This is a genomic window from Streptomyces sp. NPDC031474, assembly GCF_055581185.1.
This window is the reverse complement of sequence record NZ_JBVIJX010000038.1, coordinates 34525-46218: the sequence shown is the minus strand read 5'-3', so window position 1 is coordinate 46218 and position 11694 is coordinate 34525. Positions and strand designations below refer to the sequence as shown.

13 protein-coding genes are annotated in these 11694 nt (G+C 68.1%); 12 read left to right on the top strand and 1 reads right to left on the bottom strand.

What is annotated here, in order from left to right; genetic code table 11:
• Nucleotides 1-159: 159 nt before the first annotated feature.
• On the top strand, nucleotides 160-1572 hold the full coding sequence (locus ACZ5SK_RS45325; protein ID WP_334575792.1) for a ricin-type beta-trefoil lectin domain protein: 1413 nt from the start codon (nucleotides 160-162) through the stop codon (nucleotides 1570-1572).
• Nucleotides 1573-1830: 258 nt separating this feature from the next.
• Here the strand turns inward: ACZ5SK_RS45325 and ACZ5SK_RS45320 are convergent, their stop codons facing one another.
• The gene (locus ACZ5SK_RS45320) at nucleotides 1831-2301 is read right to left on the bottom strand and encodes a Fic/DOC family protein (protein ID WP_361707767.1); all 471 of its coding nucleotides are present in this window, start codon (nucleotides 2299-2301) and stop codon (nucleotides 1831-1833) included.
• 112 nt (nucleotides 2302-2413) lie between these two features.
• Here ACZ5SK_RS45320 and ACZ5SK_RS45315 point away from each other — a divergent pair, with 112 nt between their 5' ends.
• From ACZ5SK_RS45315 to ACZ5SK_RS45265, 11 genes are all read left to right on the top strand, one after another.
• Nucleotides 2414-2677, top strand: coding sequence for a hypothetical protein (locus ACZ5SK_RS45315; RefSeq protein WP_361707765.1), 264 nt, complete (start codon nucleotides 2414-2416; stop codon nucleotides 2675-2677).
• Between the two features lie 600 nt (nucleotides 2678-3277).
• Complete coding sequence (locus ACZ5SK_RS45310; protein ID WP_361707762.1) at nucleotides 3278-4765, top strand: carotenoid oxygenase family protein; 1488 nt, start codon at nucleotides 3278-3280, stop codon at nucleotides 4763-4765.
• A gap of 176 nt (nucleotides 4766-4941) precedes the next feature.
• Nucleotides 4942-5070 carry a hypothetical protein gene (locus ACZ5SK_RS45305; RefSeq protein ID WP_361707759.1) on the top strand — a complete coding sequence of 43 codons (129 nt, stop codon included), beginning with the start codon at nucleotides 4942-4944 and terminating at the stop codon, nucleotides 5068-5070.
• Between the two features lie 89 nt (nucleotides 5071-5159).
• Nucleotides 5160-5699, top strand: coding sequence for a YbhB/YbcL family Raf kinase inhibitor-like protein (locus tag ACZ5SK_RS45300; protein WP_334575787.1), 540 nt, complete (start codon nucleotides 5160-5162; stop codon nucleotides 5697-5699).
• Between the two features lie 156 nt (nucleotides 5700-5855).
• Nucleotides 5856-7628 (top strand): CocE/NonD family hydrolase, encoded by a 1773-nt coding sequence (locus ACZ5SK_RS45295; protein ID WP_334575786.1) that lies wholly within the window; start codon nucleotides 5856-5858, stop codon nucleotides 7626-7628.
• Between the two features lie 279 nt (nucleotides 7629-7907).
• Nucleotides 7908-8060 (top strand): nuclear transport factor 2 family protein, encoded by a 153-nt coding sequence (locus ACZ5SK_RS45290; RefSeq protein ID WP_334575784.1) that lies wholly within the window; start codon nucleotides 7908-7910, stop codon nucleotides 8058-8060.
• Between the two features lie 211 nt (nucleotides 8061-8271).
• Nucleotides 8272-8427, top strand: coding sequence for a hypothetical protein (locus tag ACZ5SK_RS45285; protein ID WP_334575783.1), 156 nt, complete (start codon nucleotides 8272-8274; stop codon nucleotides 8425-8427).
• Between the two features lie 11 nt (nucleotides 8428-8438).
• Nucleotides 8439-9257, top strand: coding sequence for an IclR family transcriptional regulator (locus ACZ5SK_RS45280; RefSeq protein WP_334575782.1), 819 nt, complete (start codon nucleotides 8439-8441; stop codon nucleotides 9255-9257).
• Nucleotides 9258-9267: 10 nt separating this feature from the next.
• The gene (locus tag ACZ5SK_RS45275) at nucleotides 9268-9480 is read left to right on the top strand and encodes a hypothetical protein (RefSeq protein WP_334575781.1); all 213 of its coding nucleotides are present in this window, start codon (nucleotides 9268-9270) and stop codon (nucleotides 9478-9480) included.
• A gap of 32 nt (nucleotides 9481-9512) precedes the next feature.
• The gene (locus ACZ5SK_RS45270; RefSeq protein WP_334575779.1) at nucleotides 9513-9821 is read left to right on the top strand and encodes a hypothetical protein; all 309 of its coding nucleotides are present in this window, start codon (nucleotides 9513-9515) and stop codon (nucleotides 9819-9821) included.
• A gap of 117 nt (nucleotides 9822-9938) precedes the next feature.
• Complete coding sequence (locus ACZ5SK_RS45265) at nucleotides 9939-11651, top strand: thiamine pyrophosphate-binding protein (RefSeq protein ID WP_334575778.1); 1713 nt, start codon at nucleotides 9939-9941, stop codon at nucleotides 11649-11651.
• The last annotated feature ends 43 nt before the right edge of the window (nucleotides 11652-11694 follow it).

Below are 11694 nucleotides of genomic sequence, written 5' to 3'. Positions count from 1 at the left end.
CGATCACCGATCGCCTTCGAGAACGCCCTCCACCGCACACCAACTACGCTGGCACAAGCCGCATAACCCGTGTTCAGGATTCGGGGTCAAGGCCCGGTTTCAGCGCCGCGGAGTTTCGCGCACCCGGGAGTCAACATAACCTCGACGCAACTCGAGTTCGTGCGGACCAAGGTCCAGCAGAGCGCGGCCCCCTGGAAGGGGGCGTACGACGACATGATCAGTGATCCTCTGGCCTCGCTCTCGCGCGTCCCCACGCCTCGCCCGGTCGTCAACTGCGGTGTGGCCAGCAATCCGAACAACGGGTGCACGAACGAACGGGAGGACGCGATCGCCGCCTACACCGACGCACTCGCGTGGGCCATCAACGGAGACGAGCGGTACGCCAAGAAGTCGATCCAGATCATGGACGCCTGGTCGTCCACGATCACGGGCCACACGGGTGCCAACACGGGCATTCAAACGGCGTGGTCGGCCGCGTCGTGGGTGAAGGCCGCCGAGCTCATGAAGTACCAGTATCACAACTGGCCGAATGCCGACCGCTTCGCCAACATGCTGCGTTCTGTCTACCTTCCCGTCGTGGTGAACGGCGATGACAGAACCAGCAACTGGGACCTCGTCGAGGCCGAGGCCTCGATGGGAATCTCCGTCTTCACCAATGACGGGGTCACCTTCGACAAGGCCGTCGACCAGTACCTCGCACGCGTTCCCGCTTTCGTCTATCTCGAATCGGACGGGCCCACGCCCCGTCGGAGTCCCGACGGCGGTTTCAACTGGGAGACCGCAACCCGGTACATCACCGGAATGACACAGGAGACGTGCCGGGACTTCGTGCACACCGGCTACAGCATCGCCTCGATGTCCCACATCGCCGAAACGGCTCTCATGCAGAACGTGGATCTCTACCCCCAGGTGGGAGAACGCCTGCGGCAAGCTCTGGGATGGCAGTCCACCCAAGAACTGCGCGCGGCCCCGGAACCGGCGAATCTGTGCACCAGGGGACCCCTCGTACGTGGCCTCGGCCCGGTCACGGAGACCGGGTTCAACGCCTTGCACACGAGGCAGGGAATCGCCATGGCGAACACTCAGGCCCTGACCGAACGCGGTCGCCCCTGGGGAACGAACTACCTGTTCGTGGCCTGGGAGACGCTGACCAACGCGAACAACCCGGTGATGCCCGACACCCAGCTGCCCACCGGTCCGATCACCGGGCTCGGCGGCAAGTGTGTGGACATCGCCGCGGCCAGCAGCACCAACAACACCGCCGTCCAGATGTACGACTGCAACGGCACTGATGCGCAGCAGTGGACCGTGGGCGGCGACGGTACCCTCCGAGCGCTCGGCAAGTGCATGGACCTCCCTGCCGCCGGCACGGCGGACGGTACCAAGGTGCAGTTGTACGACTGCAACGGCAGCGCCGCCCAGGTCTGGCAGCGTGGCAACGGGGACACCCTGGTGAACGCGGCCTCGGGCAAGTGCCTGGACGTCACCGAGATGTCCACTGCCAACAACGCCCGGCTGCAGATCTGGTCCTGCACCGGCACCACCAACCAGCAGTTCCACCTGGCGGTCTGACCTCGGGTTTCCCGCCGTCAGGCAGCCGGGACCCGTCCGGCGCCCCTGGTGCTCAAGCCTCGTCGCATACTCCCCTGCGCAAACGGCCGCAGGGCATGCAGCAGCGTCTGACCGCCAGAGGGGCCGGCTGACAGCGGATCTGGACGGAGGTGGTGGGGATGACGGTGCGTACAGCCCGACTCGTCTGCCGCCACCTGCGGCTTCGCCTCGGAAGAGCGCACTCGTCGGGGCGTTCGTCGCGACTCGGCGGGCAGGGAGTCAGCCCATGGTGACCAGCCCGTCGAGCAGCTGCTCCAACAGGCTGTTGTCGCCGAGGAAGCTCTTCACCGAGGCGTCCTCGTTGCGCTGGGGGTCTGTGCCCGACCAGTTCAGGTCGTATCCCGCGTCCGCGCTGAGCTGGGCCAGGAACGCCCGCTGGGCGCGGCCGTTGCCCTCGCGGAATAGGTGGAGGACGTTCATGTCGCCGTACAGCTCGGCCAGTTGGATGACGAATTCCTGCCGGTGGAGATCCCGCAGATGACCGGAGGAGGCGAGACGGCCGAAGACCTCTCCGGCGGCGTGGAACGCTCGGAGATGGCCGAGGTCGTACGCGCCGGGTAGGGGGCGTTCGGTGAGCATGATGAGGCGCGCCCGGGTGATGTCCGCCTCTGCTGCCGCGAGCTGCTGATGGTCGGTGATGCCGAGTTTGTTGCGCAGCACGCCGTTGGGCATGGCGTACGGATCGTTCACCCTGCCCGTCGCTCCGAAGTCTGTCGGTGGCGGGCGATCGCGCGGGAGACGAGGGTGTCCGCGTCGAGGTCGCCCAGTCCTTTTCGAGCGTATCGAGTAGACCGTTAACCCAATGGCGACGAAGACCGCGTCAGGACCGCTGCAGTGCTCGCTCGGCGTCGGCCGGATCGGCGCCACCATCGGCCCAACCTACGGCGCCTGGATCCTGACCCTGATCAACAACGGCGATCTGTCGCTTCACTGGAGCTTCTACGCCTTCGCCATCCCCGCGCTCCTCACAGCCGTACTCACGATGCCGGTACCCCGCCGCCCCTGGCACACCACAGCGAACCCGACCGAGACACCGGTGCCCGTGGCACAGAATCACGGTCACTAGCGAGATTGTCGCCGGGCACACGGTCTCGCCACCGCACCGGACCGACGCCGGTGCGGCGAACCTCGAACGCATCACGTCCTGGTCGTCCACGAAAACCACCCGGACAGTCATGCCCCGCCCTTCCGGCTCCTCTCACGAACCGATGCGGCCCGGTCACCTGGCGGCGCGGAAGCGTGGCCGCAGCGGCATCACCGCCACCATCGACACACACCGGCGCCTGCGAGCCCTGCTGCCGAGCGCCGCGAAATCGCTGTCACCGATGCCTGCCTGCGCCGACAACCCGCTTTCCAGACCGACGGGCCAGGTTTGTCTTCCGGAAAACGGAACCGCGTTCATGTCGAGCCCCCGCCGACATCACACTGGAACTCCCAGACCGAGGAGCCACCCCGTGACAGCTCCCACAGCAAACCCGCCCCGCAGCCGCGCGTGGCGTGTCACGCGGCCTCGATATCTCAGCTCTGCGAGCCCGGTTTCACAGCAGAGCGCTGCCAACAACCGGCATGCATCGAATCCTTCGCTTGATCCAAGCCTGTTACAGGGGAGAGAGCCATGGCCACTGCAACGACGCAGTCCAGCGGTACACCCGAGCCCGGACAAACCGTGAGTACCCAGCCGCCCCCAGAAACCATGCAGTTCCCGGACACCCCGAAGTTCAGTGGGTTCTTCGCCCCGTCGCGGATCGAGGCGGATGTCTACGACCTGGAGGTCGAGGGCCGCATCCCGCCGGAGCTGAACGGCGCCTACTACCGCAACGCCGCGGACACCCAGTACCCCCCGCGGTTCGAGAACGACACCTACATCAACGGCGACGGCATGATCCACATGGTGCGGTTCGAGAACGGGCACGCGGATCTGAAGACCCGTTTCGTGCGCACCCAGCGGTTCCAGCTCGAACGCCAGGCGCGTCAGGCCCTGTTCGGGGCCTACCGCAATCCCTACACCGACGACCCGTCCGTCTTCGGCATCGACGACGGCAACGCCAACACCTCGATCATCTGGCACGCGGGCAAGCTGCTCGCGCTCAAGGAGGCGGGGCTCCCGTACGAGCTGGACCCGCTGACGCTGGAGACGAAGGGCGTCTACGACTTCTCCGGGCAGATCCCGGGGCGTACCTTCACGGCGCACCCCAAGCACGACCCGCGCACCGGCGAGCTGATCGCCTTCGCCTACAACGCCAGCGGTCGGCCGGACAAGCAGATCCACCTCTACGAGATCTCCGCCTCCGGCAAGGTCACCCGCACCCAGTCCTTCGAGGTGCCGTACTCGGCGATGGTGCACGACTGGGTGGTCACCCGGGAGCACTTCCTCTTCACCATCTCGCCCAATGTCGCCGACCCGGACCGGATGAAGAGGGAGGAGCAGTACTTCTTCTGGGACCCGAACCAGGAGGCTTACGCGGTGGTCATTCCCCGCGAGGAGGGTGTGGGCGGCATCAAGTGGTTCCGCAGCGAACTCCTTATGGAGACGCACTCCCTCAACGGCTGGACAGCCGGCGACACCCTGGTCGCCGACCACTTCACCGCCAACTCCGGCTGGCTCTCCCAGTTCCCGAAGACCACCGTGGGCCCGATGGACGAAGCCCCTCCGTTCCTGCACCGCTGGACCTTCGACCTCACCCAGGGCGCCGCCCACTGGGACGACGCGACCGACACCTACCGCAGCGAGCAGCTCATCGCCTCTCCCGGCGACATGCCCATGGCCGACCCCCGGGTGCTCATGGAGAAGAACCGGCACGGATGGGTCGGCTCGTTGCGTCCCGACCTGCCCATGTGCGAATTCGGGCCGATGGGCCCTCCGTTCAACTGCCTCCTCCATCGCGACGACCACACCGGTGAGATGACCTACTGGTCTCCCGGTGAGCACGCCGCACCGGAGGAGCCGGTGTTCGTCCCGAAGTCGGCGGACGCCGACGAGGGTGAGGGCTATCTGCTGGCGCTGGTCGGCCGGCGCGACCAGCACCGGCACGACCTGGTCATCCTCGACGCCCTCGACCTCGCCGCCGGCCCCGTCGCCACGGTGAAGATCCCGTTCCGGCTGCGGTACGGCTTCCACGGCACCTGGGTGCCCGACAGCGAGCTGCGCAAGTGAGCCGGTCGGGTGAGAAGACCGCTTCGGCTCACCTGATGGTCCCTCGCACACCTCGACACCGACGGGGGCTCCGGCTCGCTCCATGCGTGACCCGCAGCCACCGGACCGAGCACAAAGATGGATGACCGCATGCCACTTCACCGGAAACTCCCGAGAACGGCACCTACGGTCTCAAGGTGACACGCCGCCCCCGCACCGGCATCGTCCAGGTGGGCGACCAGTCCGTGGCCGACGAACCCCAGCCCTCCTTCGGAGGATTCGCGGCCTCCGGCTACGGCCACGTCGCCACCACCGCACGGCGGTGACGCGCCCTGTGACCCGTCCCGTGTGCAGCGCGAGTGCGCTGAGGCACGGAACGGTTTGTGTATCTACTTTCGTGAAAGGTAATGACACGTTGACTGCCAATGACCCCTTCGCCCGCCTGCCCGAGGCGCCGAGCTTCACCGTCACCAGCACCACCATTGCCGACGGCACCGCCTGGTCCATCGAGCAGTACTCGGGCATCGTCGGCGTCCCCGGCGGCAAGGACGTCTCCCCGCAGCTGTCCTGGAGCGGCGCCCCCGAGGGCACCAAGAGCTACGCCGTGACGGTGTACGACCCCGACGCTCCGACCGGCTCCGGCTTCTGGCACTGGGCAGTGGCCGACATCCCCGCCACCGTCACCGAACTGCCCGAGGGCGCTGGCGACGACACCGGCTCAGGTCTGCCCGACGGCGCCTTCCAACTGCCCAACGACGCCCGAGCGGCCCGCTTCTTCGGCGTGGCACCGCCGGCCGGGCACGGCCCCCACCGCTACTTCGTCGTCGTGCACGCCCTCGATGTCGAGCACATCGGCGTCGACGCCGAGGCCACCCCGGCCTACCTCGGCTTCCACATGACAGGCCACATCCTCGGCCGCGCGATCCTGACCGCCACCGCCGAAACCCCCTCCTGACAGACGCGGCTCCGGCGAGGGAGACCCGGTCTCTCGCCGGAGCCGCCCTGACGTGCCGTACCACCCGGATCCGGCAGGCCTCTCCGCGCCGCCGGACCGGTCTTCCGGCAGTCGAGCCGGCCGCCCTCATCCCACTGCCTGACCAGCGAGGGTCACATGGAGAAGTACTCGGAGGAGCTCGGGCCGACCCTGAGCTTCCGCAAGGCCAACCCACTTTCGGCGTCGGAGCCACCGGTCCCGGCGCTCGACACCCGGACCGTCGTCCTCGAGAAGGGCTCGGTCCACGACGAGGGCGCGTATCCACTGCCCTGCAACATCCTGCTGGAGCACGACGTGGCGGTGACCTTGCCGGACGGCACGGTGCTGTACGCGGACATCTACCGGCCCACAGGTGACGAGCGGGTACCGGTGATCCTCGTCTACACCCCGTATTGCAAGCGAGGCGGCTGGTGGAACGAGAACTTCAAGGCCACCAAGTTCGGGGTGCCCGCGGGGGACCTTTCCGGACTGCAGGCCTTCGAGGCCCCCGACCCCGGCTACTGGTGCGATCACGGCTACGCGATCGCGGTGGTCGACGCTGCGGGAACCTCCCACTCCGGTGGCGACCAAGCCTTTCAGGGGACCGCGTCAGGGCGGAGGGTGCACGATGTCATCGAGTGGCTGGCGGCCCGGGACTGGTGCACCGGCAAAGTGGCTATGGCGGGAAACTCCCAGCTGGCGATGATCCAGTGGGCAGCGGCAGCGCTGCGGCCGCCACATCTGGCAGCCATCGCGCCGTGGGAGGGCCTCATCGACAGCTACCGCTCAGTGGTCGCCCGAGGCGGAATTCCGGACACCAAGTTCCACGACGAGGACATCACCGCACACATCTTCGGCGAGCACCACACCGAGGACCTGACCGCGATGATCGAACGGTTCCCGCTCATGAACGCCTACTGGGCGGACAAGCGGCCCGAGCTCGGGCAGATCACCGTCCCGGTGTACGTCGTGGCGAGCTGGACCAGCCCGATCCATCCGCACGGGACGCTCCAGGCGTTCCGGGAGATCGCCTCTTCCCAGAAGTGGCTCCGGCTGCACAACGACCAGGAGTGGCTCGACCTCGCGGACCCAGTAAACGTGCGTGACCTGCGGAAATTCTTCGACCGTTATCTCAAGGACGTCGACAACGACTGGGCGGAGACACCGCGGGTACGCCTGTCCGTGCTCGACCCGGGTGGTACCGATGTCATCGGCAGGCCCGAGGAGAACTGGCCGCTGCCCAGTCAGCAGTGGCGAACCTTCTTCCTGGACGCCGGCTCCGGTGCACTGTCTGCCGAGCCCGGACAGCGCGCGGAGGTCGTGGCATACGACGGAGCCGACCTCGGTGCCTCCGTGAGGTTCTCGACGACATTCGACACGGACGTCGAGATCACCGGCCACCTCAACCTCCACCTGTGGGTCGAAGCCGCCGACGCCGACGACATGGATCTGTTCGCGGCCGTGTACAAGGAAGGCGCGGACGGAAAGAGGCAGCACCACATCACCCTGCGAGCCCCCGAGGCTCGTGCATTCGTCCAGTCCCTCGAAACGGACGGCCAACTGCCCGCCGCACTGAGCTACACCGGTCCGGTGGGCAGGCTCCGCGTCTCCCACCGCGCCGTGGACCCGAAGCGGTCCACGCCCTCCGAGCCGTTCCTGACGCACGTCTCCGAGGAACTGCTCACGCCCGGCGAGTGTGTGCCCATCGAGCTCTCGTTGTGGCCCACCTCGATGGTCGTCCATGCCGGCGAGCGGCTCGTCGTCGAGGTCGCAGGGCACCCGGTGGGTCCGCTGGAGGCGCAGGGTCTCCCCGGTGGCCGGCTCGAGGTCCCGACCCGCAATCGAGGTGAGCACCGCATTCGCACCGGCGGCCGGTACGACTCGCACCTGCTGCTGCCGGTCGTTCCCTGACCCGTGGCTGGGAGGCCCCGCGTTCAACCAACGTGCGGCCGGCACGACTTGACGCTGGACTGCGGATCATGCTTTGCTGATTTTGCTTTAATATTCAAACTTCCAAATTTGGAGCATTGACCATGACTGCCACCGCATACGCCCGCAGGCCCCTCGCTGCCGCACTCGTGGCCGGAGCTCTCACCATGGCCCTCGCCGCCGTGCCCGCTGCCGCGGCCACCCCCCACGGCAGCGGCCGCCCAAGCCGTCGGCTCCGACCATGGCGAAAGCGCCCGCCAGGTGGCCGTCCACCACCACTTCGTCCTGACGCCCGGCGATCGCGGGTTGTCGGTCGTCGACCTCTTCCGTGTTCAGCACGGGAAGATCGCCGAGCGCTGGGACATCATCCAGAGCGTGCCCGGGACGTCGGCGAACGACAACACGATGTTCTGAGCTCGACTCCGTGAAGTCCGCCCCGCCGCGTCCTGTCCTGCGGAGACGCGACGCGGCGGGCGAGACCCCCGTGCCAGGCCGGAACCCGTTGCTGGAACGGCCGTCGGCCACCTCTGAACTCCCGGACGCGGGGCCGAACCCCCGAGCGCCCAGCGACAAGCACCAGCGGGCAGCCCAGGCCCGATGCCCGCGAGCAGACCGAGGAGCCGCCGTGACAGCCCCGTACAGCAAGCCGGCCTTGCGGACCGATGCCCGCATGCGTACAGCCGTACCGCACGAGCCGAACGGATGCGGGGAGCCGACGCCCAAGCCCGACAACAGGCTGAAGGGGTGGGCCAAGGTGCCGGTCCACGCCGGGGTGGCGTGATGGGTGGGACGGTGAGCGCGAAGCGACCGGTGGAACACGGGAGCCGCGGACCGGGCGCAGGCGATCAGTCCCCTTCCCGGGGCACCGGCCCGGTCCTGCTGCGTGCGGCCCGCCTCCTGGAGGCCTTCTCCCACGACCGGCCGACCCTCACGCTGAGCGAGCTGGCACGGCGCAGCGGCCTGCCCCTGACCACGGCCTACCGTTTGGTGGCCGATCTTGTGGCGTGCGGGTTCCTGGAGCGTGACGAGCACGATCTCTACCACATCGGACTGAAGCTGTGGGAGATCGCCTCCCTGGCTCCTCAGCGAGAGAGCCTTCGCGACGCCGCACTTCCGTTCATGGAGGACCTCTTCCAGGTGACCTCGGAAAACGTGCAACTCGCCGTCCGGGAGGGCGAGGAATCGGTGTTCGTCGAACGGCTCAGCGGTCACCGGTCCATACCGGTCATCAACCGTGTCGGGGGCCGTCTCCCCCTGCATCCCACAGGTGTGGGGCGGGTCCTGCTCGCCTTCGCTCCACAGGACGTCCAGGAGAAGGTGCTGGCCTCACCCCTCAAGTCCTTCTCCCCACTGACGGTCACCTCCCCCGTGGAGCTACGGCGGATCCTGGCCGACGTCAGGGCACGCGGGTTCGCCGTCAACGACCGTCAGGTGGACCTCTACACCTTCGCGGTGGGAGCGCCCATCCGGGGCGCGAACGGCGAGGTCGTCGCAGCTCTGTCCATCGTCGTCCCGGCGGAGCAGGCATCGGTACCGGCACTGGCACCCATCGTCCAGGCCACCGCGCGAGCCATCTCGCGCTCACTCGCGCGACCGGAGGCAGCGAAATGAGCCCGTCACCGTGGCGGCTCCCGCCGGCGAGCACCCGTGGGAGAAGATCGGCATCGGCCACTCCCCGGAGCGCCACGGCTCCGTCCCGGACCGCATCATCACCCAACGGTGCTTCCGTGCCGATGAACGACGGCCGGGTTGCGCGAGCGAGTTCACCGCGCTCCTGAAGACCGACATCGAGCAACTACGGCTCACATCCCATCGTCTGAATCCTCTGGGGTAGGCCCGGGGGGCGGGCGTCGAGCCCATCGACGTGTGGACCAGCACAACCGTCGCGCGCACGTGCTGATCGGGGCGACAGCCCACTACGTCATCACCGGCCTCGGCAATGGGCCGATCATGGACCAGCAGCAGGTAGAGGTCGACCACTCGATGAGCACCGACGAGTTCGCCGCCGCCGGCAGGGAGGTCGAGGACCGCACACTCGCCCGCGCGGTTCGCCGGCACACCGAGAACCGCAGCATCCGGAACGGCGGCTGCACCGTCGTCCTGCGCCGAGACAAAAAGTGTCTTCCATATGCCGGTAAGAGTGTGCCGCAGGTCATACGGGCCACGACAGGCTGAGCGCATCTCGCCCGGACCCCAACTGGAAGCAAGGAGGCGGCCAATGCACAACGCCCCAGAACACACTCGGCCCGCTCGGCCTCAGCATCTGAGCGCCGCGATGTACAGGACTGCACGATGACCGGCACGGTGCTGCGCGACGCACGGACAGCCGGCAAGGCTCGGGGGAGTTCCGTCGGCGGCGCCGCCTACGACATGGTGGCGGCGACCCTGGCGGATCTCGGCGTCGAGGTCGCCTTCAGTCTCGTCGGCAGCAGCAACTTCCGTGTCGTCGAAAGACTCAGGAGCGTCCACGGAGTCCAGTACGTCTGGGCACGGCACGAATCCGGCGCGGTCGCCATGGCCGACGGGTGGGCGCGGGCCAGCGGTAAGGTCGGGGTGGCTACCCTGCACCAGGGCCCGGGACTGACCAACGCGCTCACCCCCCTCGTCGAGGCCGTCAAGGGCCGGACGCCGTTGCTTGTGGTCGCCGGTGAGACGAGCACCACGGACCGCGGCAGCAGTCAGCACGTCTTCCAGGAAGGCCTGGTTTCCGCGACCGGCGCGGCGTACAGGCGTGTCCTGAGGGGCGAGACCGCCGCCCAGGCGACCGCAGAAGCGTGGCGGCAGGCGGTGTCGGAACGACGACCCGTCGTCCTCGGCCTGCCGTTGGACGTCCAGTCGGAGCCGTGTCCGACGCACGGCGTCATCGAGACCGCTCCAGCGGTGGCGCGCCCGGTGCCTCGTGCGGAGGACATCGACAGGGCCTGCGCGATGATCCGCTCGGCCGAACGACCGGTCCTGCTGGCCGGCCGGGGCGCCGTCGAAGCCGAGCCCGAGCTTGTGTCCCTGGCGGAAGCGTGCGGTGCGGTGCTGGCGACCACGGCACCGGCCAAGGGCATGTTCGCGGGGAGCCCGTGGTCGGTCGGCATCTCGGGAGGCTTCTCCTCGCCCTTGGCCCAGAGGCTGCTCCCGGAGAGCGACCTCGTCATCTCCTTCGGCGCGTCCCTCACACCGTGGACGACGCGCCACGACGAGCTGATCCGCCACGACGTACCCCTGATCGCGGTGAACCTCGACCCGGTCGCGCTGAGCGCGCACCGCCCCGCCCAACTCGCGCTGGTCGGTGACTCAGGAGCGACAGCGGGCCTCATGTCGCGGAGTCTGTCCGGACGGGAGCAGCCCGAGCCACGCGGGTACCGCGCCGTCGTCTCCGCCGAGGACCTGGCCGACCCCGGGTGGAACTTCACGGACGAGAGCAATGACTCCGGTATCGACCCCCGGACCCTCATGTGCGCGCTCGATCGGCTGCTGCCGCCGGGCCGGACGCTGGTCGCCGACAGCGGCCAACACATCGGCTGGGCACCCATGCACATGAACGTCACCGACCCCCGCGGGTTCGTGTTCACCCAGTCGTTCATGTCGCTGGGGCTGTCGCTGGCGACTGGACTGGGTGCCTCCCTGGCAAGACCCTCCTCCCTGACCGTGGTGGTGGTCGGGGACGGCGGGCTGCTCATGAGCCTCGGCGAACTCGACAGCCTTATCTCCCAGGCCCGGCACGGCGCTCCCATCCTCGTCGTGGTCATCGACGACGGGGCCTACGGCGCCGAGGTGCACCACTTCGCTCCCCTGGGCGAGTCCACAGAAATCGCGGAGCACGGCACCCGCGACTTCCTCGGCGTGGCCACGGCACTGGGCGCCCAGGGATGCGTCGTCCGATCGGGCGAGGACCTTGCCAGGAGCCTGCCAACATGGCTGTCCCGCCCCGAAGGGGTCTTTGTCCTCGACTGCAAGATCAATGGTGCCGTCGTGGCCCACTGGGCCGAAGAAGCGTTCCGGAGCCACGCGTAGGCGGCTCATCACACCAAGGACCTCACCCTGCGTTGAGTGCTCA

What these genes read in the sequence shown, in the direction of transcription:
- ACZ5SK_RS45295 (WP_334575786.1), top strand. Translation starts at nt 5,856, where the DNA reads ATGGAGAAGTACTCGGAGGAGCTCGGGCCGACCCTGAGCTTCCGCAAG.
- ACZ5SK_RS45315 (WP_361707765.1), top strand. Translation starts at nt 2,414, where the DNA reads ATGGCGACGAAGACCGCGTCAGGACCGCTGCAGTGCTCGCTCGGCGTC.
- ACZ5SK_RS45265 (WP_334575778.1), top strand. Translation starts at nt 9,939, where the DNA reads ATGACCGGCACGGTGCTGCGCGACGCACGGACAGCCGGCAAGGCTCGG.